Origin of the sequence: Methanothrix sp. (assembly GCF_024518575.1) — an archaeon.
GTDB lineage: Archaea > Halobacteriota > Methanosarcinia > Methanotrichales > Methanotrichaceae > Methanothrix_B.
In genome coordinates, this window is the sequence record NZ_JANIHG010000012.1 from 14,856 (window position 1) to 40,030 (window position 25,175).

The 25,175-nt window shown below is 54.2% G+C and carries 31 protein-coding genes and 1 tRNA gene; 13 read left to right on the forward strand and 19 right to left on the reverse strand.

The window, feature by feature from the left end; all coding sequences use genetic code 11:
• Positions 1-27 precede the first annotated feature (27 nt).
• Both NQU42_RS04000 and NQU42_RS04005 read left to right on the forward strand, forming a co-directional pair.
• Entirely contained in the window at positions 28-429 is a 402-nt protein-coding gene (locus tag NQU42_RS04000) for a hypothetical protein (RefSeq protein WP_296609243.1), read from the forward strand.
• Positions 430-470: 41 nt separating this feature from the next.
• Positions 471-623 carry a hypothetical protein gene (locus NQU42_RS04005; protein ID WP_296609245.1) on the forward strand — a complete coding sequence of 51 codons (153 nt, stop codon included), beginning with the start codon at positions 471-473 and terminating at the stop codon, positions 621-623.
• Positions 624-625: 2 nt separating this feature from the next.
• Here NQU42_RS04005 and NQU42_RS04010 read toward each other — a convergent pair whose 3' ends face one another.
• Genes NQU42_RS04010 through NQU42_RS04020 form a run of 3 tightly spaced genes read right to left on the reverse strand, consistent with a single transcriptional unit; the run spans position 626 to position 2,066 of the window.
• Entirely contained in the window at positions 626-1,051 is a 426-nt protein-coding gene (locus tag NQU42_RS04010; protein WP_296609246.1) for a Zn-ribbon domain-containing protein, read from the reverse strand.
• 9 nt (positions 1,052-1,060) lie between these two features.
• Positions 1,061-1,423 carry a DUF2073 domain-containing protein gene (locus NQU42_RS04015; protein ID WP_296609247.1) on the reverse strand — a complete coding sequence of 121 codons (363 nt, stop codon included), beginning with the start codon at positions 1,421-1,423 and terminating at the stop codon, positions 1,061-1,063.
• 4 nt (positions 1,424-1,427) lie between these two features.
• On the reverse strand, positions 1,428-2,066 hold the full coding sequence (locus NQU42_RS04020; protein ID WP_296609248.1) for an Era-like GTP-binding protein: 639 nt from the start codon (positions 2,064-2,066) through the stop codon (positions 1,428-1,430).
• A gap of 268 nt (positions 2,067-2,334) precedes the next feature.
• On the opposite strand from NQU42_RS04020, the gene rnhB reads away from it, so the two are divergent.
• The 7 genes from rnhB (at position 2,335) to NQU42_RS04055 (ending at position 9,319) form a co-directional block, all read left to right on the forward strand.
• Positions 2,335-2,970, forward strand: coding sequence for a ribonuclease HII (gene rnhB, locus NQU42_RS04025; RefSeq protein WP_296609249.1), 636 nt, complete (start codon positions 2,335-2,337; stop codon positions 2,968-2,970).
• A 23-nt stretch (positions 2,971-2,993) separates the two neighbouring features.
• Complete coding sequence (locus tag NQU42_RS04030) at positions 2,994-4,139, forward strand: alanine--glyoxylate aminotransferase family protein (protein ID WP_366070102.1); 1,146 nt, start codon at positions 2,994-2,996, stop codon at positions 4,137-4,139.
• 193 nt (positions 4,140-4,332) lie between these two features.
• Positions 4,333-4,686 (forward strand): carboxymuconolactone decarboxylase family protein, encoded by a 354-nt coding sequence (locus NQU42_RS04035; protein ID WP_296609253.1) that lies wholly within the window; start codon positions 4,333-4,335, stop codon positions 4,684-4,686.
• 134 nt (positions 4,687-4,820) lie between these two features.
• A tRNA-Leu gene (locus NQU42_RS04040) sits at positions 4,821-4,904 on the forward strand.
• A gap of 275 nt (positions 4,905-5,179) precedes the next feature.
• Entirely contained in the window at positions 5,180-7,138 is a 1,959-nt protein-coding gene (locus tag NQU42_RS04045) for a NosD domain-containing protein (protein ID WP_296609255.1), read from the forward strand.
• Between the two features lie 304 nt (positions 7,139-7,442).
• The gene (locus NQU42_RS04050; protein WP_366070111.1) at positions 7,443-8,681 is read left to right on the forward strand and encodes a 3-isopropylmalate dehydratase large subunit; all 1,239 of its coding nucleotides are present in this window, start codon (positions 7,443-7,445) and stop codon (positions 8,679-8,681) included.
• Positions 8,678-9,319: a CehA/McbA family metallohydrolase gene (locus NQU42_RS04055; protein ID WP_296609258.1), complete on the forward strand. Its 642-nt coding sequence runs from the start codon at positions 8,678-8,680 to the stop codon at positions 9,317-9,319. The genes NQU42_RS04050 and NQU42_RS04055 overlap by 4 nt, the downstream gene beginning before the upstream one ends.
• 133 nt (positions 9,320-9,452) lie before the next feature.
• Here the strand turns inward: NQU42_RS04055 and NQU42_RS04060 are convergent, their stop codons facing one another.
• Genes NQU42_RS04060 through NQU42_RS04080 form a run of 5 tightly spaced genes read right to left on the reverse strand, consistent with a single transcriptional unit; the run spans position 9,453 to position 13,274 of the window.
• Entirely contained in the window at positions 9,453-9,917 is a 465-nt protein-coding gene (locus NQU42_RS04060; RefSeq protein ID WP_296609261.1) for a phosphopantetheine adenylyltransferase, read from the reverse strand.
• Positions 9,918-9,970: 53 nt separating this feature from the next.
• The gene (locus tag NQU42_RS04065) at positions 9,971-10,390 is read right to left on the reverse strand and encodes an FAD synthase (RefSeq protein WP_296609262.1); all 420 of its coding nucleotides are present in this window, start codon (positions 10,388-10,390) and stop codon (positions 9,971-9,973) included.
• 58 nt (positions 10,391-10,448) lie between these two features.
• On the reverse strand, positions 10,449-10,823 hold the full coding sequence (locus tag NQU42_RS04070) for a Mov34/MPN/PAD-1 family protein (protein WP_296609264.1): 375 nt from the start codon (positions 10,821-10,823) through the stop codon (positions 10,449-10,451).
• Positions 10,802-11,803 (reverse strand): biotin--[acetyl-CoA-carboxylase] ligase, encoded by a 1,002-nt coding sequence (locus NQU42_RS04075; RefSeq protein ID WP_296609266.1) that lies wholly within the window; start codon positions 11,801-11,803, stop codon positions 10,802-10,804. Before NQU42_RS04075 ends, NQU42_RS04070 begins: the two co-directional genes overlap by 22 nt.
• Positions 11,775-13,274: an acetyl-CoA carboxylase biotin carboxylase subunit gene (locus NQU42_RS04080; RefSeq protein ID WP_296609268.1), complete on the reverse strand. Its 1,500-nt coding sequence runs from the start codon at positions 13,272-13,274 to the stop codon at positions 11,775-11,777. Before NQU42_RS04080 ends, NQU42_RS04075 begins: the two co-directional genes overlap by 29 nt.
• Positions 13,275-13,386: 112 nt before the next feature.
• Here NQU42_RS04080 and NQU42_RS04085 point away from each other — a divergent pair, with 112 nt between their 5' ends.
• The 4 genes from NQU42_RS04085 (at position 13,387) to NQU42_RS04100 (ending at position 16,337) form a co-directional block, all read left to right on the forward strand.
• Positions 13,387-13,854: a PUA domain-containing protein gene (locus NQU42_RS04085; protein ID WP_296609270.1), complete on the forward strand. Its 468-nt coding sequence runs from the start codon at positions 13,387-13,389 to the stop codon at positions 13,852-13,854.
• Positions 13,838-14,644, forward strand: coding sequence for an ATP-dependent sacrificial sulfur transferase LarE (gene larE, locus NQU42_RS04090; protein ID WP_296609272.1), 807 nt, complete (start codon positions 13,838-13,840; stop codon positions 14,642-14,644). The genes NQU42_RS04085 and larE overlap by 17 nt, the downstream gene beginning before the upstream one ends.
• A gap of 227 nt (positions 14,645-14,871) precedes the next feature.
• The gene (locus NQU42_RS04095) at positions 14,872-16,086 is read left to right on the forward strand and encodes a rhodanese-like domain-containing protein (RefSeq protein WP_296609273.1); all 1,215 of its coding nucleotides are present in this window, start codon (positions 14,872-14,874) and stop codon (positions 16,084-16,086) included.
• Positions 16,087-16,103: 17 nt separating this feature from the next.
• Entirely contained in the window at positions 16,104-16,337 is a 234-nt protein-coding gene (locus NQU42_RS04100; RefSeq protein ID WP_366070106.1) for a thioredoxin family protein, read from the forward strand.
• Between the two features lie 231 nt (positions 16,338-16,568).
• Here the strand turns inward: NQU42_RS04100 and NQU42_RS04105 are convergent, their stop codons facing one another.
• The 11 genes from NQU42_RS04105 to NQU42_RS04155 all read right to left on the reverse strand — a co-directional run bounded on the left by NQU42_RS04105 (position 16,569) and on the right by NQU42_RS04155 (position 25,150).
• A complete protein-coding gene (locus tag NQU42_RS04105) occupies positions 16,569-16,922 on the reverse strand; it encodes a class I SAM-dependent methyltransferase (RefSeq protein ID WP_296609275.1) in 354 nt (117 codons plus the stop codon).
• A 75-nt stretch (positions 16,923-16,997) separates the two neighbouring features.
• A complete protein-coding gene (locus NQU42_RS04110; RefSeq protein WP_296609277.1) occupies positions 16,998-17,108 on the reverse strand; it encodes a hypothetical protein in 111 nt (36 codons plus the stop codon).
• A gap of 156 nt (positions 17,109-17,264) precedes the next feature.
• Entirely contained in the window at positions 17,265-18,227 is a 963-nt protein-coding gene (locus NQU42_RS04115; RefSeq protein ID WP_296609278.1) for an isocitrate/isopropylmalate dehydrogenase family protein, read from the reverse strand.
• Positions 18,224-19,054: a hypothetical protein gene (locus tag NQU42_RS04120; protein ID WP_296609280.1), complete on the reverse strand. Its 831-nt coding sequence runs from the start codon at positions 19,052-19,054 to the stop codon at positions 18,224-18,226. The genes NQU42_RS04115 and NQU42_RS04120 overlap by 4 nt, the downstream gene beginning before the upstream one ends.
• The gene (locus NQU42_RS04125; RefSeq protein ID WP_296609281.1) at positions 19,051-19,536 is read right to left on the reverse strand and encodes a 3-isopropylmalate dehydratase small subunit; all 486 of its coding nucleotides are present in this window, start codon (positions 19,534-19,536) and stop codon (positions 19,051-19,053) included. The genes NQU42_RS04120 and NQU42_RS04125 overlap by 4 nt, the downstream gene beginning before the upstream one ends.
• A gap of 665 nt (positions 19,537-20,201) precedes the next feature.
• On the reverse strand, positions 20,202-20,681 hold the full coding sequence (locus NQU42_RS04130; protein WP_296609282.1) for a hypothetical protein: 480 nt from the start codon (positions 20,679-20,681) through the stop codon (positions 20,202-20,204).
• 328 nt (positions 20,682-21,009) lie between these two features.
• Positions 21,010-21,582 carry a hypothetical protein gene (locus tag NQU42_RS04135; protein WP_296609284.1) on the reverse strand — a complete coding sequence of 191 codons (573 nt, stop codon included), beginning with the start codon at positions 21,580-21,582 and terminating at the stop codon, positions 21,010-21,012.
• Positions 21,583-21,830: 248 nt separating this feature from the next.
• On the reverse strand, positions 21,831-22,901 hold the full coding sequence (locus NQU42_RS04140; protein WP_296609286.1) for a MarR family transcriptional regulator: 1,071 nt from the start codon (positions 22,899-22,901) through the stop codon (positions 21,831-21,833).
• A gap of 192 nt (positions 22,902-23,093) precedes the next feature.
• Positions 23,094-23,543 (reverse strand): hypothetical protein, encoded by a 450-nt coding sequence (locus tag NQU42_RS04145; protein WP_296609288.1) that lies wholly within the window; start codon positions 23,541-23,543, stop codon positions 23,094-23,096.
• Complete coding sequence (locus tag NQU42_RS04150; protein ID WP_296609290.1) at positions 23,504-23,932, reverse strand: PH domain-containing protein; 429 nt, start codon at positions 23,930-23,932, stop codon at positions 23,504-23,506. Before NQU42_RS04150 ends, NQU42_RS04145 begins: the two co-directional genes overlap by 40 nt.
• A gap of 78 nt (positions 23,933-24,010) precedes the next feature.
• Positions 24,011-25,150 (reverse strand): formate--phosphoribosylaminoimidazolecarboxamide ligase family protein, encoded by a 1,140-nt coding sequence (locus NQU42_RS04155; protein ID WP_296609292.1) that lies wholly within the window; start codon positions 25,148-25,150, stop codon positions 24,011-24,013.
• Between the last annotated feature and the right edge of the window lie 25 nt (positions 25,151-25,175).

Consider the following 25,175-nt stretch of genomic DNA (forward strand, 5'->3'; position numbering starts at 1 on the left):
GATCAGATCCAAAAAGGAGGTTGATATATGAAGTACACAATATTACTGGCGGTCTCGCTGATGCTTGTATCTGTCCTCACGGCAGGCGCGATCGACGTGATCCATCTCAGCACGCTTGATAAGACTGAGGCCGTCTCACTTCCGAGGATAAGCCCGTACACTCCAGCCATGAGCAATGTCAGCCCGGGTGTTGTGCAGCTCAGCACGCTCGGCAGGAAGGTCCAGCGCTCGACGATCGAGCCGAAGGAGCTCTCAGCCGCAAAGCCGGTGACGATCACACCGTCCTTCGCGATAATGAATGCCAACATAACAGCTGGCACGAACACTGTAATTACAATGCCACATGCCCTTTCTGGAGCACAGATCAACTACCTCAGGCCCAATGTGACAATTTGGACACCACCGATAGCGATATTTGGTGGGGCCTGAAGAGCGCGCGCTCTGCTTTCGATAGGGATAGGGATAAACGCATGAAGGTCAGCCTGGTCGTGGATGGCGTTGAGATACCGCTGAACGACTTCACACAGCAGATAATCGGGAATGTATCAGCAGGCATGGCCAGCTCCCTACGTGGTGTGAACAAGGACTGGAAGACTCTCAAGATAACGGTTGAGAGGGACTGATCTTATTTCTTAGACCTTCTGAAGGCCGAGTTCAGGTCTATCAGATAGGTCCCCTCCTTTAATGCCATGACGAGCTCGTCCCTCGAGAATAGCGTCGGCAGATTCAGCTCGTATCTTCCCGGCTCTGTGATCCTGACGCTCTCTATCGGGCGATCCTCAGGTGATTTCTGGGATGGCTGGATGGCAGACGGCTTTTTGATGTTCTCAGAAGCGCCCCTCTCTCCCCCCATCTCCTCTTTAATCTCATTTATATCGCGAACTGCTGTGGCAATGGCTGCGGCTCTCCTGGGCGGCCTTCTGACACCCATCGCCTCGGTGATCAGCGTCTCTCGTTCTCTGATATACTCAAACATCCTCCCGCCGCACTTCGGGCATCCTTTGAGTATATCTGCGCCATCATCGAATACCTTCTTGCATCTGGTGCACATGTGCGGCATCTAATCCCCGACCGAGACCTTGGTGCTTATCTGGTACTGATCCTTCTCGACTGTTCTGAGCTGGTTCGCCGGGCCTATCACAGTCATCCTGCCCTTTGATGAGTTTCTTCCGAGCAGCCTGCCCACAAAGGAGCTCTCCCTCTTAGCAGGATAGCTCTCGATCTCTATTCCTGAGAACTCATCGACCCGGATCTCCGTCATGGTCATCTCTATAAGCCTCACCTCCTCCTCTGGAGTGAGTCCGCTCTCGAGCACGACTATCCTCCCTGTCTTGACCTTGTCAAGGATAAGCCGGATCTTCTCCATTGAGGTCATGCGGTTCAGCTTCTCCTCAGATATGAGGTCCATCTGTACTTCCCGCATATGCTCACCCGAAGTGTAATGCTATTGCATTATACAGCTCGTCCAGGTTGTTCCCCTCCAGCGCCGAGATCTGGACCACCGGATGCTGAGGAAATGCAGCCTTGATTCGAGAAGGAGCAGCGTGCGGCAGATCGATCTTGTTTGCCACAATGAGAAGCGGCAGATTCCTCGCCTCCATGTTGCCTATGACAGTGACGTTGACCTGCGTGTAGGGATCCTCTGTGGAGTCCATGACAAGAAGAACGCCATCAAGATCGTCCAGCCACTTGATAGCCTCTATGACGCCCTCGGTGGCCTCTTTCGCCCTCTTCTTGGCCTCTTCCTCGCTCATGCCATATGCCATAAACTCCCTGAAATCGATCTTTGTGGCCATTCCTGGTGTATCCACTATATCGAGATGAATGCTTGCGCCATTTGCATTTATCACAAGACCTTCCTTCCTAACCGCTCTTCTGGTCTCGTGGGGAACTGGAGATACAGTTCCTATCGCGCCATCCCCGCTCCAGTCCTTAACTATCCTGTTGGCCAGTGTGGTCTTTCCAGCGTTAGGTGGCCCATAGATGCCAATTCGCGCACGCTTTTTGCCGAAAATACGACTTAGCCAGATTCCGAGGTTCATCCGGAGGCTCTTGAACACACCCATATCAATCCTCTGCAAGAGAATGAACGGGGCCACTCTACTAATAATTTTCCATTACTTTTTTTGAAACTATAATTCCCCGATTCCGGTTCCATACAGCTGCGGATTTATGGCTTCGAGCTGTAAATGGTCTCTGGTCGACTATTCCGGCCTGAAGACCGGAGTTTCCGCCACACCTGCGCCCCCAGGTATTATGAATCCTGCGGGATTGCATACTGGTGATGATACAAGCCGGGGAGGAATGTTTGATATACGACTTCAAAAACTAAATATGATGCTCATACTCGGGGTGGACGAGGCCGGAAAGGGGCCTGTCATCGGATCGATGTTTGTCGCAGGTGTTGTTTTCAGCGAGGAGGATATCTTCGATCTCGCAGCATGCGGCGTGAAGGACTCCAAGCTGCTGAGCCCCGCAAGAAGAGAAGCCATGGAGAGGCAGATACTCTCCAGGGCCAGAGAGAGCTTCGTTCTTGAGGTGACGGCGCAGCAGATCGACGAGCTGCGCAGGGTCATGTCGATGAACGATATCATGGTAAGAGCCCACTCCAGGGTGGTGTCCGGCCTCAGGGCGGATCGCGCCATTCTCGATGCCGCTGATGTGAACGCGGAGAGGTTCGCTCAGAGGGTCAGGGAGTTATCAGGAGCATCGATGCAGATCCTGGCAGAGCATAATGCTGACAGGAGGCACATCGTGGTCGCAGCAGCATCGATAATCGCCAAGGTTGCTAGGGATCGATCCATCAGAGAGCTCGAGGAAGAGGTTGGTTGCCAGCTCGGAAGCGGCTATCCCTCAGATCCTGCAACGGTGAGGTTTCTAAAGGACTGGATCGAGAAGAATGGGGATTTGCCGCCGTTCGCAAGGAAGAGCTGGAGCACTGCACAACGTTTAAAAGCAAGCTCTGTATAAGCCACTGAGAGAGAGTGATCCTATTGGATATAGAGGATACGCTTCTTATGATACCAGGCCCCGTCAAGGTCGCTCCGCGGGTGCTTCGCGCGATGTCAAAGCCGATGATAAGCCACAGGAGCCCGGAGTTCGGCAGGATATATGACGACTGCAGAGAGCTCCTCCAGGAGTTCTTCGAGACAAAGAACGAGATCGTGGTCATGAGCGGGTCCGGCACGTGCGGGATGGACGCTGCTGTTGGCGGGCTGATAGGCAGGGAAGACAAAATACTCACGATAACCAACGGAAAGTTCGGCGAGCGGTTCACGGAGATAGGCAACAGGTACGGCAGAGCGATATCAGTTGATTTCGAGTGGGGGATGCCATTCGACCTCGAGCGCGTGGAGGCTGCACTGGAGGATGGAGTGAAGGCCGTGGCCATGGTCCACAACGAGACATCCGTGGGCATAATAAATCCTGCCAGGGAGGTAGGCAGGCTTGCGAGAAAGCACGACGCCATATTCATAGTGGACGGCATATCCTCAATCGGCGGGAACGAGTTCAGGACCGATGAGTGGGGCATTGACATAGCAATAACCGGCTCCCAGAAGTGCCTTGCTGTGCCTCCAGGGCTGGCGATAGTATCGGTGAGCGAGCGCGCGGAGGAGGCTCTCAATGAGACATCAGGGAGCTATTATGCTGATCTGAGGGCGCATCTGAAGAGCGCGAGGAAGAAGCCAACACAGACGCCATTCACGCCCGCGGTTCCACTCTTCTACGCACTCCAGGAGGCCCTGCACATGGCGAAGGAGGAGGGCTTCGAGGCCAGAAGGGCGCGCATAGCCAGGCTCGCTGAGGCTGTCAGGGCAGCCGCATCAGCGCTGAATATAGAGCTCTTCCCTGTCCTGAACGAGTACTCCAGCTACTCGAACACAGTCACAGCGATGAGGGTCCCGCCGATGATCAATGATGAGAAGCTCAGGGGCGGCATGAAAAAGCAGGGTGTTGTCGTTTCAGGCGGCCAGGAGCGGCTCAAGGGGAAGATCTTCAGGATAGGCACAATGGGCGTCTGCTCTGAGGGGGATGTGCTGAGAACCATACAGGCTTTAGAGCTTGTTCTCGCAAAAGAGGGCGTGATCAAAGCGCCAGGTGAGGGGGTCGCGGCTGCCTCAAAGGTGCTCGACAGATGAGACCCCTGGAATTAGATCTACCAACGGCATGAGATACACCATCGAATCGCTGATTAGGGCGCGCTGCATACGTCAATTCACAAGCCAAGCAGAGGTCTGTGAGCCGGTATATCTGTCCATGCCATGTGGCATGGAGAAGTGCCCTCAGGGGCAAACATCTGGAGCCTGAGTCTGGGATCGCAAGGTGGTTGATGTGCGGAAGACAGGAGCGGACAGATTTCTTGATTCGATGGATGCCAGCATTAGCAGCACGTTCAGGTCGCTTGCATCCGGTATCCTGGGGAACGGAGCGCTATCTGCGAGGGAGAAGGCACTGATAGCTCTGGCATGCTCTGTGGCGATAAGATGTGAGGACTGCACCAGAAGGCACATGGAGCAGGCAAGAGCGCTCGGCGCGAGCAGGGAGGAGATGCTCGAGGCAGCAGCTGTTGCATCGCTCATACGCATGGGCTCCGGCCTGAATACTGCTGCACTCATTCTGGAGGAGCTGGATGATGCAGCTGCAGCAGAGAGGTCACCTGATATCAACCGGAGGCGAGAGATCTGAACAGCACATCCCACACAGGGGTTTCATCGATTGAAGCGCGGAAGCACCTCATGCTTGTGATCAGAGGTCCACTCAGTTCTTTCTCTGCATAGTATACCGATATATTTATCTTCAAAAGAAAAACGTGGGACCGTGCGGGGTTTGCCAAGCTGGCCAAAGGCGCGGGACTTAAGATCCCGTCTCGCAGGAGTTCACGGGTTCGAATCCCGTACCCCGCATCCGGACAGATCTCACCTTTTGTGATCTCCAGACGCTCTCAAAATGTGGTTTTCTTGGCCGTGGTGTTGAATCGCTGAACGACCTCATGGATGAACCATAATCAGGCAAATCGAGCATGATCCGGCAGCGAATTTCAATTATACGAGCACATGATCAGCTGCGAACATCTGCGTTTCCATATGTATGGCTTCATTCGCCGATGACAGGGCATCTCCTCCTTTGAGTAGCAACTCACGCATTAAGTATATGAAGAACTTGCGCTCTCCTCCAGATCATGATCAGGCTTTGGGTCATCTCTGCATTGGTTATTCTCCTGGCGACATCTACAGGCACATCAAGAAACTACATAGTCGATGACGATGGGTTTGCGGATTCGGAGAGCATAGGCGGCGCTGTAAAGGCCGCCTCTGATGGCGATATAATTTACGTAAAGCCCGGTGTATACAGCGAGGAGGTTCTGGTGGACAAAACGCTGACAATAAAGCCGCTTCTCGGAGAGAGGGGAGAGTGTGTTCTGAAGGCTGACGGCGGTTCCGTTGGAATGAAGATCACTGCCGATGGATGCACAGTGGAGGGGCTCACCATCACCGGATTCGCTGAGGCTGGAATCCTGCTCACCTCGAGGGGGAACAGCGTGAAGGGCAACACCTTCCGCGAGAACCGCGCTGGTATCATAATCGAGGGCGGAGAATCCAACCGAATAGAGAACAACATGGTTGATGTCTCTACCGGAGGGATAGTCCTTTACAGAGGCGCAAGAAGCAACAGTGTGATTGGAAATGAGATCAGCAGATGCAACTACTCGATAATCGCAAAGGAGGCGTATTACAACATCATCGAGAGGAACAACATGAGCAGCGCAGGGGAGGGGCTGCATCTGATTAACGCAACTGATACTCAGGCAACCATGAACATGATCTCAAATGCACTCAGCGGCATCGTGATCGAGGGATCGAGCAGGATCACGCTATCCGGATGTCTTTTGAATAATACCGGAACAGCGATTGCTCTCGGCGCGACGGGCAGCAGCAGTCTGATCAATAACAGTATATCATCATCAAATGATGGCATTGTTCTTGTCGGAGCGCGCTCATGTCTCCTGGAGAGGAATTCGATCGAGAAAGTGACGACCGGTCTGATGGTGGTCGATTCATTCAACAACACCATCAGAGATAATGATATAAGAGACGCCGAGCTGGGGCTCTTCGTCGAAGGCAGCACAATGGAGGGGTATTCCAACAGCATATCAGATACCAACCTCATAGATGGCATGCCTGTGGTATACATATTCAACCAGAGTGGAATCGGGATAACGGATCGCGAAGCGGCACACATGACAGTGGCATACTGCGACAGGTGTGACATCTCAAGAAACAGGGTAGCACATGATGCGCTCTTCCTCTACGGGATCACAAACAGCACAGTAGAGGGGAATACTCTCACAGGCTCATACGGCGGGATCCGGCTTATCGATTCGACAAATAACACCTTGAGGAACAACACAGCTGTGGGTACGAGGTACACCGGAATGTTCCTGCGCGGCACGGCGTACAATCTGGTTCAGAACAACAGTTTGAATGAGAACGGGAACAACGGCCTGGCTCTGATTCTCTCCTACAGAAACTCGATAGCAGGGAATTTCATAACGAACAATACCGAGTACGGGATAAGGTCGAACTACTCGGAGGAGAACGAGATCTCCGGCAACAGAATCTCAGGAAACAAGAAGGCAGGCGTATGGTTTGACAACAGCAACAGAAGCAGCATCTACGAGAACAACATCACCAATAACGCGATTGGCATACTGATGACGAACTCGTACAAGAACAGGATCTACCATAACAACCTCATCGACAACGAGGAGCAGGCATCTGATGATTTCGGCAACTCCTGGGACATGGGGCCTGAGGAGGGCGGAAACCACTGGAGCGACCACAGATGCACAGGCCGGCCGTGCACAGGGTTCGCGAAGCTCATAAGCTCGACTGCGATCGACCGGTACCCCTTTGGAGAGATCAGCGGCTGGACGCTGCCCAGAGAGGTGCCCAGCAACGTATCCGCAACAAACATATCTTCAGCCAATACTAGCATCGACAGCACACCATCTCCCAGGAGTCTCGCATATGCTGTGAGCAACCGGACCGGCACATCTTACAGGAGCGGGCTTGCACTCCTCGAGGCCGCTCAGAGGCTGAGAGGAGAGGCATCAACAGAGAGCACCGGCACATCCTGAGAGGAGATCCGCGGGCGCTCATCCGCCTCCCGCGGATCGTTTAGATGCGATCTCTGATGGGAGCTCCAGGTGGATTGCTGCCCCGGACAAGGCGTAGCAATGCACCTCACACTGCAGACCTCACCAGAAAGACAGACCGGATGTGGCCATACGCCTCTGATCTGAATCCAGGATCTGCGGTCCCTCCGGCCCTGAGGGGATGGAAAGCTTATTCGATTTCTCATAGTGCCATCTCTGCTCTCCAATGATTCTCTGCTGCGAAAACGTATTTACTTTCGCAGCTGAATCTCACTGGGGTGATCGACTGCCGACAATAAGCGAGAAGATCCTCAGCAGGGCATCGGGAACAGAGGCAGAGGCAGGAGATATAGTCGATGCCGCGATAGACTATGCGATGTCGCACGATGGCACAAGCGTTCTTGCCATAAAGGCATTCAGGGAGATGGGGTCTGAGAAGGTCTGGGATCCAGGCAGGATAGTGATACCCTTCGATCACATCGTGCCCGCGAACAATGAAACAGCCGCGACGCTTCAGGCAGAGGTGAGGAGCTGGGCGAGAGCCCAGGGGATCGAGAACTTCTACGACTGTGGCCACGGCATATGCCACCAGGTCTTCTGCGAGATGGGCTTCGCTCTTCCCGGGGCGTTAGTCGTGGGCGCTGACTCCCATTCGTGCACCTACGGCGCCCTGGGTGCATTCGGAACAGGGGTGGGCGCAACGGACATGGCCGAGATCTACTCGCGGGGCAGGCTCTGGTTCAGGGTGCCTGAGACGATATGCATGCGCCTTGACGGCACGCCGGGCGATATGGTATCTGCAAAAGATCTCGCGCTCTTTGTGGTCAAGGAGATGGGTGCGGACGGCGCCAACTACATGGCCGTGGAGTTCGTCGGCGAAGCTGTGGAGAGGCTGAGCGTATCAGGCAGGATGACTCTGTGTAACATGGGTGTTGAGATGGGGGCAAAGGCCGCGATCGTCCCACCGGATGCGAGCGTCGATGCATACCTGGAGAGAAGAGCCAGGCGTCCATACACACACATCCACTCTGACCCGGGGTCGTACTTCAGGGAGATCGAGTACGATGTGAGCGATCTCCCTCCAATGGTCGCAGCCCCATACCGCGTTGACAACGTCCATCCCGTCGCAGATCTAGCCGGAACCGAGGTGGACCAGGTCTTCATAGGCACATGCACAAACGGCAGGCTCGAGGATCTGGAGGTCGCAGCCCGGATCATGAAAAACAGGAGTGTGAAGGTCAGGACTCTTGTGATCCCTGCCTCGAGGGAGGTATACCTCGCTGCTCTCAGATCAGGGGTCATGGAGACGCTTGTCGAGGCGGGCGCGATGATCGGGCCTCCAGGATGCGGTCCGTGCCTTGGAGCGCACATGGGAGTTCTGGGAGATGGGGAAGTCTGTCTGTCAACATCCAACAGAAACTTCCCTGGAAGGATGGGCAGAAACGGAAGGGTCTACCTGGCGTCGCCTGCAACCGCTGCAGCCACAGCGATCACAGGGAAGATCACAGATCCAAGGGAGCTATGAGGTTCGACCTCCACATCCACTCCAGGTACTCCGATGGCAGGGCGAGCATTGAGGAGATCCTGAGGGTCGCGAGGAGAAAGGGGCTCGATGGGATCGCCGTGACCGATCACAACACACTCGATGGCTCGAGGGCTGCGCTCAGGATCAGCAGGTCGAGATATAAGGAGATGATCGCCGTAAGGGGTGTTGAAATTGATACCTCTGAGGGCCATCTGATAGTACTAGGTGTTGATGAGATGCCCAGGCCTGGACGCACACCAGAGGAGACGATCGAGGAGGCGCACGATCTCGGGGGGATAGCAGTCCTGCCGCATCCCTACCATCTCTTCAGGCACTCCATAGGAAGGATACCGCCCGTGGATGCTGTGGAGGTCTGCAACTCAAAGTACATCCTGGGAATATCGAATCTGAGAGCAAGGCTTGAGGCCAGAAGAAGGTGCATACCGATGGTTGCGGGCAGTGACGCCCATCTCGCAGAGACGGTCGGTCTGGGCGTCACGATCCTGAATGCATCGAACGAGGATGATGTGCTGGAGGAGATAAGAAAGAACAGAGCGAAGATAGATTGCTGCAGAACTCCATTAGGGATTGTGGCAAAGCGGATTGCAAAGAAGATCTACAGAAAGGTCAGACAGTAAGTGCGTGCAGATGAACTGCCAGCAGTGAAATGTCTGGCCATATTCCTCTGGCGAAGCGGCGCTTCAAGCAACAACTGCATTAAACTTTCTGCTGAGCACCTCAGAGCAGGCATGTGATAATTTAGTAATCCCGCTAGACCAGCACCCTGCCATGCGTGTCGATCTTCCCCTCAGCGATGCGGGTGGAGCTGATCCTTATGTTGTCCTCTGCCATCTTGTACTCGATCTGCACTATCTTCAAGGGCTTCAGACCGTTCTCGCGCCTTATCTCGTTTATCCTGTATGCTGTAGGCGCGGTCTCAGGGGACACGACGATGTAATCGTAATCCTTCTCTATGGCTGATCCGAAGACGTCGCTGATCTTCTCCACCTCGAATCTCTCCACGCCGAGCTTCTCCCTCAGAACCCTCCGGAGGTTTTTGAGCCTGGTGTCGAAGTCCCTGACAGGCCTCTTCCTCTGGCTCCTCGCCATCTCATCTGATGTGAGGGCTATCACCACAGTCCCATCCTCTCCGGCAACCTCGAACGCTTTTTTCAGGAGAGCGAGATGGCCATCGTGAATCGGGTCAAATGTTCCACCTACGGCAACTCTGGCCATACGTGCGCCAGAAGGAAGCGATCGGTATAAGTAACTACCGCTTGCGCAATTCGTCAACATCTTTCCTTGAGGATCTTCTCCACGATCTGCCTGGAGCTGCAGAGCTCGCATGGTTCCATCTCAGATATCCTCACGACCCTCGCCTGTAAGCCCCTCCTTTTGAGCTCTCCCTGAAGCCAGCTCTCGTCCATGTACTGGTCGTATCCCAGTGTGATTATATCCGGTCTCAGCTCCCTGACCGGCTCGAAGATGTCTGTCCTGCTTCCCAGAACAGCCATATCAACCACCTTCAGAGCTGAAACCATCCGGAGCCTCTGATCCTCGGGGATGACAGGCTTTGGTTTGTGCCTCACATTGATGTCTCTTGCAACAACTACCACGAGCTCGTCTCCGAGAGCTCTTGAGCGCTCGAGGTAGAGAAGATGTCCTGGATGGAGTATATCGAAGGTGCCGGTCGCCATCACTCTTGTCATAATACCTCCCTGTGCATGGCGCAGAAACTCTGATCTGCAGCACGATGCTTCTGATGCCTCACTCCTCTATCACCATAAGATCTCTCCTCCTTCCAGAAGGGTCGTAGCATCTCCAGCTCCTTTCATCAAACGGTGGATATGCGATTATGTGGTAGCTTCCAGTGCGGGAGAAGAACTCCAGGTCCTCCTTGGAGGGAACGGGATTCGGCACCGGATGGCTGTGGCATGACCCGACAATCGGCATGCTCGGCAGCATGTACATCGGGATCCAGGCCATCCATTCAGAGGACTCTGTCCCGGGAAGGATCAGTATCTCGGATATCACTCCATCGCTCGAATGCAGCAATCCCGCAAACTCCCGCGGCATCGTTGATCTGCTTGCCTCCAGTATGAACTCCAGAGCTTCCCTTGCTATCCCCTTAACCCTGTACATATATTTGACCTCTGATCCAGGCGCCTCTGCTCAGCAGACCTGAGATGGATGCAGTCTCCCGCCAGAATCCTCACCCGCTCCCCATCGTCTCTCCTCAAAATCAGGGCGCCATCTGGCTCCAGCGACTCCGCAAGGCCGGTCACATCACCGAACCCCTGGACCCTTACCCGCCGGTTGATCGTATCAGAGAGCTTCGCCCACTCCTGGTACAGTTCACCAGATTCCAGCAGCGCCCGCATCTCCTCAAGCACTCTTGTGATGAGCTCTCCCCGTGAGATCTCCCTCTTAAGCTCCGCAGATATTGTGGTCGCGTTCCATTCCTCCGGGAGGGCTGAAGCGCTCATGTTCGCGTTTATTCCGATCCCCGTGATCACATAATTTATGACATCAAGCTCCGCCGATATCTCCGTCAGTATCCCGCAGATCTTTCTTCCATTCACCAGCACATCGTTGGGCCATTTTATTCTTGCATCCAGAGCATAGAGGTCCCTGAGGGATCTGCAGACAGCGACAGATGCCGCCATCGTGCACCTGAACGCCTCCGAGGGAGGGACCCTCGGCTTCAGGATTATGCTCATCCATATGCCCCCAGGAGGAGAGAACCATTCCCTTCCGAGCCGTCCCCGGCCTGCAGTCTGGACCTCGGCGATCACGACGGTCCAGCTCTGGGATTCGCTTGCTATCTGCCTGGCGAACTCGTTTGTCGATCCGATGCTCTCCAGCATTATGAGCCTGCTGCAGATTCCCTCAGGGATCTGCAGCGGCTCAGGGCCGAGGAGCCTGTAGCCGAGCCTGGTGGAGGCCTCTATCCTGTAGCCCATCGCGCGAAGGTGCATGATGTGCTTCCATACAGCTGCACGGCTCATCCCCAGAGCATCCCCGAGCTCTCTTCCCGAGACCCAGTCTCCGGATGCAGCCCTGAGCCTGCGTATTATGCTGCCGGAGATCTCCTCAGCTCTTCGCCTCTCCTTCATCCTCATCAGATCTGTATAGAGAGAGGTACGCACCCACAGCAGCAGAGACAGCGGCGATCTTTCTCGTGTCTGCACCAAGCGCAGAGGCCAGGCTCTCGCGCTTCTCCTTCTCCTCGGCCACTATCCTCTTCACATCATCCAGGATGTTCTCCTCCCTGATGAAGTGCGTGTTGATATCTCCTCGCCTGAACCGCTCGTTTCTCAGAACAGCCTTGTGGAACGGTATGTTCGTCGTGACTCCCACTATTATGTACTCGTAGAGAGCCCTCTCCATCCTGGCTATAGCCTCGTTTCTGTCCCTTCCATGCGCCACAAGCTTTGAGATCAGCGAGTCGTAGTACGGCGGGATGACATAGCCAGTGTAGACGCCGCTGTCAACCCTGATTCCGGGCCCTCCGGGGCTCCTGTACCTCTTGAGCCTCCCTGGAGATGGAGCGAAATCGTTCATGGGGTCCTCTGCGTTTATCCTGCACTCTATCGCCCATCCCCGTATCTCTATCTCGTTCTGGCTGAAGCTCAGATCCTCGCCTGCCGCCACAGAGATCTGCTCCTTTGCGAGATCTATGCCTGTTATCATCTCTGTTATCGGGTGCTCCACCTGGAGCCTGGTGTTCATCTCCAGGAAGTAGAACTCCCCATGAGAATACATGAACTCCACGGTCCCCGCGCTCCTGTAGCGTATGGCCTTCGCAGCCCTCACTGCTATCTCTCCCATCTTCTTCCTGAGCTCCGGGGTCATTATTGGGGATGGAGCTTCCTCGATCAGCTTCTGGTGGCGTCTCTGGATCGAGCACTCCCTCTCCGAGACGTAGACCGTTCTCCCCCTGTTATCCGCCATTATCTGGAACTCTATATGCCTCGGCTCTGTCAGATACTTCTCCAAATAGACTGTTCCGTCGCCGAACGCTGAGGTAGCTATCGACTGTGCCGATGCCACGGCGGGTGCAAGATCCTCAGGCCTGTCGACGATCTTCATGCCTATCCCACCGCCTCCAGCTGCTGGCTTTATTATGACAGGATATCCGATTCGCTCCGCGACATCAGCTATCTCCTCCGGGTCGGATATGCCACGCTCTGTGCCCGGCACTATCGGCACCCCTGCATTTTTCATCAGCTGCCTGGCGGTTATCTTCGAGCCCATAGCATCGATTGAGCTGCTGGACGGCCCTATGAACACAATCCCGTTTTCCTCGCAAAGCTTTGCAAAAGCCGGGTTCTCCGCCAGAAAACCGTACCCGGGATGTATCGCCTCAGCTCCGGTCTGGAGCGCTGCCTTTACAATATTATCCATGTTGAGATAGCTCTCCGATGATGGAGACGGCCCGATGTAGACGGCCTCGTCAGCGTACTTTGCGAAGAGCGCGTTCTTGTCCGCATCCGAATACACTGCAACGCTCAGGATGCCGAGCTCCCTGCAGGCCCTCATTATACGGATTGCAATCTCCCCACGGTTTGCGACCAGGATCTTCTTGAACATCCCCAAACCCAACGCTCTACAAAGGTAAAACCTTTTTGGGAAAAATGTTTTATAAAATAAAATATTAAACATGCTGGGAACAGCTTAAAACCCCATAGCTCCATCTCATATCATGATACATCTTGCCAGGATGCTTGCAGACATTCAGTTCGGGCGGGGGGCAGGAGCCGCTCTTTTTCCAGATGGAACGGGATTCCAGCTTTCCAGCACGCACAGGCTGAGATATCTCCTCTCAGGAGAGGATAGGATAGCGACCGTGCGCGCCGGGGACTCGCATCTGACGCTCAGCATGCTCGGCGCTGAGCGGCTGCACATGGCGTTTCCTCATCCAAGATTGAGGGTTGTAGCATCCTCCGAGGCTGTGCCGTTCGTCTCTGCCGGAAAGAACCTCTTCGCCAGGCATGTCCTGTACGCAGACCCTGAGATGAGAGCGGGCGATGAGGTGCTGGTCGTTGATGAGAATGACAGGCTGATCGCCACAGGGAGGGCGGTTCTCGCGCCTGAGGAGATGCTCCAGATAAAGAGGGGCGTGGCCGTTTCAGTGAGATACGGGATAGAGGGGCATGTCCAGCGTGGCTGAGAAGCTCGATCTGCTGAGAGAGATAATCGCCTCAAAGGGGAGCATGCTCGTATCTTTCTCAGGCGGTGTTGACAGCAGCCTGCTCGCTGCGATCTCCAGAGATGTTCTCGGAGAGAGAGCGGTAGCCGTGATCCTGAACTCCCCGTTGATGCCGAGGAGGGAACTCGAGCATGCGAGGTCGGTTGCTCGAGGTCTTGGTATCGAGTGCATTGTGGCCGATCATGATATCCTCGATCTCGAGAGCGTAGTTGAGAACAGCCCTGCGAGATGCTACCACTGCAAGAAATCCTCTGCGAGAGTCCTCAGGAGCATCGCGAGCTCTCTAGGCATCGGCTGCGTGGCAGACGGCGTCAACACCACAGACTACAACGATCACCGCCCGGGGATAAAAGCATCTGATGAAGAAGGCATATGCCATCCGTTTGTCGAGGCCTGCATATCGAAATCTGATATCAGAGAGATGGCAAGATCACTCGGACTGGATTTCTGGAACAGGCCGTCATCCGCATGCCTCGCATCCAGAATTCCATACGGCACGCGCATAACTCCAAATACGCTTAAAAGAGTTGAGCTGGCTGAGGGTGTGCTGAAGGACATCGGGCTCTCACAGGTTCGCGTGAGAGCGCATGGTGATATCGCCAGAATCGAGGTCCTCCAACCTGAGATCCATCGGGTTCTGATGCACAGGGAGACCATCGTGAATGCGCTCAGAAAGCTTGGATTTATATATATCACGCTCGACCTGGAGGGGTTCAGGAGCGGAAGCATGAATGAGGGTCTGCAGATCTGAAATGTGCTTGAAATCAAGACAGATCAACATACGTGGATGGATCCTCAATTATCAGCGAATCGTACAGGCGTTAAGCATAAAATTTATAGGAAAAACAGATCCACTCTTCTCAGACCATTATGCTCGAAACGAATCTCATGTGCCCTCCGGGCTGGGTATCGCGCATGAAGGCAAATCACCTTCCAAATAGACCACAAGCTGTTCCCGCTCTGTTTGGGAGAGCATTTTTGCTGCTGATCCTCCTCACATCAGCGGCATCCTCCATGGGTGTGGTTGATGTCGGTAACATCTCACACTCGGATGTTATCATGTACGTGAGCAACGACAATCCTCGTCACTACGTCCAGGGCGCGATACATGTTCCGCGAGCAGAATTCGTCGCCGACGGCAGGCTGCGCTCTGTCAGGGAGATCTGCGAGATACTTGGATCACATGGCCTGACAAGAAACGATACTGTCGTCGTCTACGGGAGCTGCATGGAGTGCGGCGATCCGACATACATCTGCTGGCTGCTGAGCTATCTTGGGCAGGAGGATGTCAAGGTGCTCGAGATCGGGGAGATTGAGGCCAACATGAGCGAGAGCCCGTCGATCAGACCTCCCGCAAACTACACCCCTGAGCTGAGACCGGAACTCCTCGCCACATATGATTATGTTAAGAGCGGCGTTGCACAGATCGTGGATGCGAGAAGCTCAGATGAGTTCCAGGCTGCGCACATCCCCGGAGCGGTGAACATAGAATCGTCATCTCTCCTTAGCAATGGCAGATTGAAGAACGCTAGTGAGCTCGGTTCCCTTTTCAATCTCGACCTGGGAAAACCGGTGGTTGTTTACAGCCTGAACGGCGGACAGGCATCGTTGGTCTGGTTCGCCCTCAAGATCCTGGGATACGATGCGAGGCTCTACACGTGGCTGGACTGGCTTGATAACCAGCCAGAGCTCGGAATGGAGCTCTCAGATCTCAGAGCAGATGTGAGCCCGGAGCGGATGGTCAGGATAACCGCCAGGTTCTCTGAGAGCATGAAAAACGAAAGCATGAATGTGATGGGGTGCGTCACATGCGAGCCCATAACGGTATACACCGGCGGCCTAAGCAGGGATAAGAGCACCGGCGTTAGGCTCGGAAACTATACATCGCCCGGGAGAAAGGTCGTGAACGTGATCGGCGCTTCGGAGACCAACACGGCTGGCCCAGTCGAGGCAGGGTCTGCTGCCGATATTGTGGCTGTTGTAACAGACAGCTCTGATAAAGAGATAAAAAGGATAATGATGCATCCAGAATCAGCATATGTTTACACAGGTACCTGGGACGCATCTGGCGTTCCCGCAGGGATATACAACCTGAGCGTTGAGCTCTCAGCGTGGGGGATCACCAAGCGTTTCGATAAACGCATCCCCGTGGAGATACAGGCTGAGAGGTATAGAAAGCTCGGAAGATTCTGATCGTAGGGGTGGCACGATTGAAGATAGAGGTTCTCGGCACAGGATGTGCCAAATGCAAGGGCCTGGAGAAGAATGTACGCCAGGCGGTTAAGGAGCTGGGCATAGATGCAGAGATAGTCAAGGTGGACAGCATCATGGAGATAATGGAGCGCGGGGTGATGATGACCCCGGCGCTGTGCATCGATGGTGAGACGGTTGCTGTTGGCCGCGTTCTGAGCGTGGAGGAGATCAAGGGCCTGCTGAGGGGATGAGAGGAGCGAGCAGGGCGCAGACTCCCATTTTTAGTTTGGGATCATCCAGCAAGCTTTTTGCCGCATCTATGGTCATTCTGTGTCGAATCAGCTTCAAATGCAACATGGCCGATATGCTTGCAAGCCAGCCAAACTCCTTTCTCAGCGCTTCTCTTGCCGGCTTTGACGGGTTCTGCCAGTGATCATAAATCCATGCTTGACCTCCTGGCTTGAGCACTCGATGGATCTCATTTAAGCCTCTCGCCTGGTCAGGCCAATGTGAAGGCTGAAGGTGCTAACAACCAAGTCGAAAGACTCGTCTTTGAAGGGGAGGCTGGATATGCTCCCGACTTGAAACTTGGGCGGATTTGGAAGGCTGGATGCAGTGGCATTTTTCAAGGCAGCTTCGATTTCGTGGTCCGAAATATCCAGTCCATATATCTCCAATCCGCGACTTCTGTGAGCGATTTTTATGGGAAGCCAGCCTTTTCCAGTGCCAACGTCTAGAACTCTTCCTTCCTTGAGCATGCCCGATACCTTATCAGCTATGTCCTGGTATAGTTTGTCCCGAATTGGCGCAAGCCATCCTGTGATTGCTTTGACCATGACGTGATCTCCTCCCCTTCAGGGAAAGGGCTTCCTGCGGTTCACAGATTCTGTGTTCCGACAGCTCCACAGGCTCTACCCCCTCAGTCCGAGGGTGAGTGTGTTCAACACTGCGTTATGATCTCGATCCAGTTTAAGCCCGCAATTCGGAGAGACATGGACTCGATCCTTCAGCGTCTTTGGCACGAGAGAACCACAACCTTAACAACGCTGTGATGTATACGTTGCGTCAACCAGTTCAACCCGCTTACCAGCCCTCTCAGCAATTTCCAGTTTTCGTACGGGCTTACTCCTAAAAATGGGAGTCTGAGCCCTGCCCGATCCTATAAAAGGCCAACCAGTTCATGCGCGTCTTATCTCACCGATAACCGCGTCTGTGAACTCAGATGTTGTGCATGAGCCGCCGAGATCCGGGGTCGTCACCCCTCTGGAGAGCGTGCTGTCCACAGCATGGTTGATCAACTGAGCCCTCTCCCTATCGCCAAACCACTCGAGCATCATCGCAGCGCTCCGTATGGCTCCGACAGGATTTGCTATACCCTTACCCGCGATGTCGGGAGCGCTCCCGTGTATCGGCTCAAAGAGCGCCCAGCGATCTCCCAGATTCGCGCTGGCGCAGAGCCCAAGGCTGCCGACGATGCCTGCGCCCTCGTCGCTGAGAATGTCCCCAAAGAGGTTGGTCGTCACCATAACGTCGAACCTGTCAGGCCGTATGACCATGCTGTATGCCGCAGCATCAACAAGCATATCGTCGTACCTGATACCATACCTTTCAGCGACCTCCCTGCATGTCCTTAAAAATAAGACATCGCTCTTCAGGACGTTTGCCTTGTGTATTATCGTGAGATGACTGCGCTCCGATGCGATCCTGCACGCCACCTCCGCTATCCTCTGGCTCCCCCGTTTTGTGATGACCCGCACTGTCCTGGCCTCCTCATCTCCGATCACCTCCAGGCCTGAATAGAGGCCCTCCGTGTTCTCCCTGACTATGATCGCATCGATTCTGGTGGAACGGAGGGGCCTTATGTTCGCGTACAGGTCCAGCTCCTTTCTGATTCTTATAAGAACGCTGCTGTAACCAGGATCAGGCGGAGTTGTGATGGCCCCGAAGAGTATGCAGTCGCAATCCTTCATTCTCTCTATGTCCTCATCTGTTATGGCCTTTCCATCGCGCCTCCACCTGCCGTAGCCTATATCGAACTCCACAAGCTCCCCGTCGAATCCAGCTTCATTCAGGATACGAACAGCGCTCGATATGACCTCGGGCCCGATGCCGTCCCCCGGCACAAGAGCGATTCTCTTCATTTTCCGCTCCTGATCGATTCGGCCAGCGTTCTCAGAGCCTGCTCAATCTGGTGCGGCCCATCGCCCCAGTGGACCACGACCCCATGATGTCCGCGCATTCTGATCAAGCCCCTCCGCTCGGATCTGCAGCATCTAGTGATGAAAGGGCCTTCTGGAACCAAAAGATCCCCGCTGACAGGGCATATGTTGATGAAGCTGTGCTCCCTCTCCCCGTAGACCGCTCTGAAGATCTCCCTGGATATCTCGCATCCCACGATCTTAGGCACCGGAGCTGTGACCCTGTCCGCATCGAGTGATCGTCCAAGCCCGGATGCCCTGCACGGAAAATACACCTCATCCTCCCTGAAGCTCCTGAGGTCGAGAATCCTGGGTTTGAAGCTCATCGTCAGATCCCCTATGACGCCGCATTCCTCGAGCCTCTCTATGACGTAAACAAGCCACGATGGCTCAGGTGGCTGGACATCCAGGATCTCTATTTCCATTATCGCTCCAGGATCAGGATCGTGAACAAATGTCACATGCTCATCCGGACCCTTGAAGATGACGGTGTTGACATCGCCTCTGCAGAGATCCATCGCCAGTCTTATGAGATGCGCCCGGTTTCTCGTGTTCACCACCTCCGGGTACTCCACGATCTCGTCGCCGCTGGAGATGAGCTCAACTTCTCTGGCTCTTCTCATGAACCCCTCTCCATCGCTCTCGACCCTGTAAATGGATATGCTGCCTCCATCGTATGATATGAGGTATCTTGTGGCAAAGTAAACAGGATCACCACGCCTGGGCTCTCTCGAGATGCCTATCTGCTTGTAGTCCTCAGGGAATATCAAACCAGACCACGCTCCCTCTGCTTCCTCCTGTGGGCCACGAGCCCTCCATCATTCAGTATCTCCATCAGAAAGTCCGGGAGCTTTCTGCCGGTGTACTCCCTTCCGCCGACGACGACCTTCCCCTGGGCGAGATCAACCTCCACGATCTCCCCCGGCTCGCACCTGACATCTGCTTCGATGAGTGGGAGACCTATGTTTATGGCGTTCCTGTAAAATATCCTGGCGAATGATCTCGCAACAACGCATGATATTCCTGCGAGCTTAAGGGCAAGCGGGGCCTGCTCCCTGGAAGAGCCGCAGCCGAAGTTCTTGCCTGCGACTATGAGATCACCCGGCTGGACCCGGGAGGAGAAGGACGGATCCAGGCCCTCCATGACGTGCTCTGCCAGCTCGCGCAGATCCTTTGTCCTGAGGTACTTTCCTGGAATTATGACATCTGTATCTACATCATCCCCGAAGACCCATGCCCTGCCCCTGATCATGATGCAGAGTGAGGATGCATATTTAATATTCCTTTCTCTGCCGGGGGCCTGTCCGAATAAGATAAAAGCCAGAGCTGAGTATAAGGTTACTTCAATGAAATTTGGAGAGGTGATGCCGGATGACATCCGGATCTTTGATCTCTGTTTTATCAAGCATACCCCTCTTCAGCTAGAACGATTCTTCTGCGAATATACCAGGCATAGATCAGCTTTTTCTTCATTTGAAGACTTTATACGCTGGTATAACGATAGACCACATGGAAGCTTGGACTTAGAAACGAATTGAGACTCTGAAATGGCTTTTATGCGAAAAATGCCTTTAGAAGCCTATTTCGCAATCGCAAATAGGTTGTTAGGGTTGTGAATAATATCTGAATAATTCAAACTGCATACAATTGGGACGACGGCGAAATAATTTCAGGACTCTGCATATGGCTTCAAATGTCAAGCCTGACAGGCCCAGAGATGTTTATCATCCTTCCAGAGATGACAAAGCCCAGTTGGAGAGTCTGGCCAGCAAGGCAGGTGTGCCTTTATCAAAGTATGTCATAGAGGTTTTGAGAGCGTTATTGCTGAGATATGTAAGCTCAGTCGTTACAGAAGCTACAGAATCGAGACGTTCCTGTATTCTGGTTCTTTAGGGTATCAGTAGATGAACGCGTCTATCAAACGCGAGGGGCCTGATGATGCCAGACTCTTCTCATTCCATCTGGAGCCGTCTCGAGGATGATGCTGTAGCTGCCCTTCGCGTTGCCCACGTTGATCCTCATGCTGCCCTTGCCGAGCTGCAGATCCTCGTCGATCGTGAGACTGATGTTGCCAACAAGAGCTTCAGCCTCTTCCCCAGCTCTGGCCTCTCTGAACCTGATCCCGGCCAGCTCCGCATCTATTCTGGTTATATTTCCCGATCGCGTGAGAGCAATCCCTCTCAGCTGGTAAACATCCTGCGCGAGCCTGAGAACGCCTCTGTATGTGATGTTGCCTCTGCTGATCTCCGCCTGTATCTCCTCCAGGCTCATGTTCGATGAGAGCAGCTCCCTCGCTCTTGCCGGATCCACCTCCCTCATGCCCTCGATCCAGATGCTCAGCACGGAGGATATGTTTTCGCTCAGGGCGAAACCGCGGTAATGGAGCATCGGGATCATGCAGCCCTCCTGCATACACATCCCATGCCGCAGCTCGTCCAGCTCCTGCGGAGGATCCGGTGGAGGCATATGCGGAGGTGCATCCATACTCAGATGCGCGCCTGAGAAGGAGATTCCATAGGATGAGCCGATAACAATGAGTCCCACGATCAGGGCCAATGCCAGTTTGTGCGTCAATCATACCACGCCCAGATGCTCCGGCTGAGATGTACAGATCTACTGCAGGTACATGGATAAATATGCAATGTGAGACGCAAGAAATAAATGTTACCAGGATTGCTGGCCTGCCGAAGGCCAGCCGATCCTGCAAGGGAACCCCATATCATAGTCATCTTTGCATCTTTCCGTAGCCCATGCCTCTCTGACCCTGAGCTCCGCCCATGGGCCAGTAGGGGCACTCAGTGTATCCTGGACCCCATCCCCTTATCTCCGATAGGGTTTTGTTGTCCATCTCTGCTATCTTCTTCTCTCTCAACTCCCTGATCTCCGCCAACGTCATGTTCTCCAGCTCAGCCCTCTTCTGCTCCCTCAGCTCTCTGATCTCCGCCAATGTCATGTTGTCGAGCTCCTCCTGGGCGACATCATCCATGAGCATCCAGAGCCCTCCGAATGGAGCAATGCCGAGGCCACGATCTCCATCAAGACCGCGGCCGAACCCTCGCGCTCCGGACATCGGACCCTGAGCTCCGCCCATGGGCCAGTAGGGGCACTCAGTGTATCCTGGACCCCATCCCCTTATCTCCGATAGGGTTTTGTTGTCCATCTCTGCTATCTTCTTCTCTCTCAACTCCCTGATCTCCGCCAATGTCATGTTCTCCAGCTCAGCCCTCTTCTGCTCCCTCAGCTCTCTGATCTCCGCCAATGTCATGTTGTCGAGCTCCTCCTGCGTGAGGTCATCCATAAGGAGGCCCAAGCCACCTGGTCCTACCTCTGGACCACATCCACGATCTTCGAATCTGCAGTTCATGCAATCATGCATGGACATCGCTGGCACAGCAAGAAGTGCTGCGAGCGCCAGCACACCCATAATCTTCAGTCCTGACACATCATCACCTCGTCCTTTCGGACAGGATCTGCTCTGGCTGAACGATATAAAAGAGGCATGCAGGACGAACGTTCTTTTGAAGTTCTTTTTTGAGATCAGAATGTTCAGGATTGTTCTTTTCTTGAAACAAACCACTCTGCTATCTCTATAACGTTTGTTCTACCCCATTCTCTCTTTTTTATCAGCTTTCTCCTCTCCAGAGAGTTCAGAATGCCACTCAGAGACGACTTCGGTATGCCGGTCTCGTACCTAAGATCTGCCTGGGTCATCCTCCCGCTCTTCTTCAGAAGCGTCTCTACGACAGCTCTCTCTCGGCTTGTCAGCGTCTCGATCACCGCGGCCATCTCCTTCGTGATCTCTATCGGCTCATAGCCCGGAATGAATGAGCTTCTCATGGGCTCATCTACATTCAAATCAACACCCAGTGTGCCATCGGGCATTTCACTGCCATCAGAAGCGCTGTCAGAGCTGAGCGATCCAGCCGGTTCTCCCCCTGGCGTGGCTGGATGGCCGGTCGCCTGCGGCTCAGATCGCGATGCCATCTCTCCATGCGACTCCATCCGTCTTCTCAGGATCCAGAAGGCAGTGCCACATGCGATGAGTATCAGAGCAGCTCCCACTGCAAAATACGCCTGGTTCTTCCTTGCTGGCGGAAGAGATGCATTGATGGATGAGACGTTCGAGACCGTCAAGAGCGGCTGTCTGTATTCGACCACTACAGAAGGATCGATGAGATCGTATCCCTGAAGATCGACAGCTAACGACTGGTTTGTGGATGATACAAGATAGCCAATACCCTCTGAAAGGCTTATGCTGCTGAGCATCGCGTCCCCTGGAAGATAGAGCGTCATGCTGTACCGTTCATACGATCCACGCAATTGTATCTGGAGGGTCCATGCATCTCCAGCCTTAGATGTGAGCGCGTTTGTGAGAGCATACAGCTGAGATGTGGAGTTATCGTAGCTGTACTGGGATGACTTCAGAAATGAAAGCCCCTCAAGGCTATCCGCATATCCGGTTATGAGCGCCTTTCCAGTCCAGTCGAGGTAAACGTTCAGAACGAGAGACCTGTTCTCATCAGCTGACAGAGCAGCAGTGCTCATTACGAGCAGAAATAGAAGGCAAAGCCAGAGGGCCTTCACAGCTCTGATCAACAGCCCGTACATTCGATTCATAATGCATTCACATGCTCTACTCTTCTGTGTTTACTCGTTTCAATACGTAGAAATGGTTTTCGATGTCAAAACCGATGGCTGAACTCACACGAATTACATCCATTTACCAATAGTTGCTATAATGTTCCTGTTTTATGAGGACGGTCTGAAATGTCCTCACACCTGTCTTAACACTTGGATTCAGGAAGTCGATCAATCCCTGCGGCTGCGCGCCTCGTGCCACTCCGCCTCAATCCCGCGCTCGTGCATGGCGCGCCTAAGCTCCTCCATGAAGATCCCCATGCCCTGGATCTCCTCGTGCTCCGACTCCCGCACCTTTCCTCCCAGGTAGCCTGTGGTTGTGGTGAAGACGCCGCAGCTCGGGCTTCCTGCAACACCCACGACCGCTATTCTGTAACGCCTGGAGAGCATCTCCACAGCGTCAACCGCGGATAACATCAGCTCCCTGCAGAACCTCCGGTACTCAGGGATATCGAGCTGGTTCCTCGTCACAGCCCATCGCTCCAGACCCATGTAGACCGCCTCTGGGCAGGGTAGCTGTATCATTGGACCGCTGTAACAGAGCTCAGGCTGGCCGAGCCCCCTGACCCTGACAAGTGGATTCAGGAGGCAGTGCGAGATGACGTAGACGTATCCTTCCATCTCTTGAACTTCATGTACTGATAGAAGCGTATCCCCTCGAGCTCATCGTAGAATACCAGGTTCTCTGACAGCTCCCCGACCCGGATCTTGATGGTGTTGGTGTGAAACTCGTCAACATATTCGATATCAGTTATGCGTTCAAGCGGTATGCTCTGCACGCTGTCCCAGAGTATGCCGGCCCTCACAAAGTGCAGGTTCCTATCAGTGACTACCACCCAGCTCGATATCCTCACCTCGCCGCCGAGCCTCGCCATTGCGAGCGTGTTTCTGTCGCAGTGCCGCTCCAGCAGCGCCGGGTAAACCATCTGGACGCTCTCCCCTTCCTTTGCGAGCTTCTCCAGCGTGCGTCTTAGCTTCCGGGGATGCTCTCCATCTCCCGATCCGGACATGGTATTCCCCCGTGATCCATCTCCGCCATGAATGGCGGCGCTCCCTGGGCGTCGATGAGACATCAAGGTTTTCATGGATCAGGTCACTATCTTCCTGAGGGCATCACTCTCTATCGCAAGCTTCACCTCTCTTGCCAGCCTCCTCCCTGTGGACATGTTCGTCCGCCAGAGCGCGTTTCCGTACGGATGGCCCACTGCCATATGCACATTTGTTCCTCCACCTATCCGGGGCGCGACATCGTAGATGTAGAAGTTCAGATCCTTGTCAACACAAGTCTGCAGGCAGAACGGCCCGATTATCCCCGGAGGATAGTACTCCTTCGTCGCTGCGACATATCTCTCGGCGAGATCGAACGCCTTCTCGAGAAGGGATTCTCTTAACGTCGCTGAGTTATGGCCGCAGACCGTGTACTCGGGGTTTATCTGCTTCTCGTTCAGCCTCAGCTGCTGCGGCGCCGGGAGCCTCACATGCCCGTCAAGGCTCGTCTCGAACCTCCAGTCTATCCCGAGGAGCTCGATGCGATCCCTGAGAGGCGAGTAGAAGAAGTCCAGGTTGAATACCGGGCCTATTATGTACCTCTCCACCCTCGCGAGCTCAAGCCCATCGCTGTCTATGACCCCCTGGCGGAGAAGAAGCTCCGACTTCTCGTAGTACTCCTCTGTTGATGCTGCTGTGAAGAAGCCCCGCTCAAGAGTTTTGACGGCGTGTGGCAGCTTTACTATGACAAGGCAGTCGATCTCATCCGGCTCTATCTGCTCCGGATAGGGCAGACCGGCCTTCTCAAGGAGCCAGTAGTAGTCCATCTTGTCGCCCCGCTCCTCAGATCTGAGCAGGTTCCTGCTTCCCACCAGCGGGACTTCAAACTCGTCCTCGACCGAGTCTATTCCGCAGTATGAGGTGAATGACCTGTTGGGAACAAAAAGGACGTTCTTTCTGAGCAGCATATCCTGCTGGTCGAGAATATCCTTGAACTTCTTTAAGACAACCACTTCATCTATCATTCCTGTGACTATCCTTCCATCCGGTGCCCGCTCCGCCCGGAAGTACTTCACATAGGTCTTCTCCCGCCCCTCCTGGCAGACAGCCAGGGTTCTGAACCCCTCCTCCACAGCGCCATCAGCGACATCGAGGGCGGAATGAGATGCGATCATGCCTATCCTCACATCATCCATCTCATATCCGTCCAGAATCTCATAGATCCTGCTGCGATCGATCAACTCGACACCTCAAAGCTGTATATGC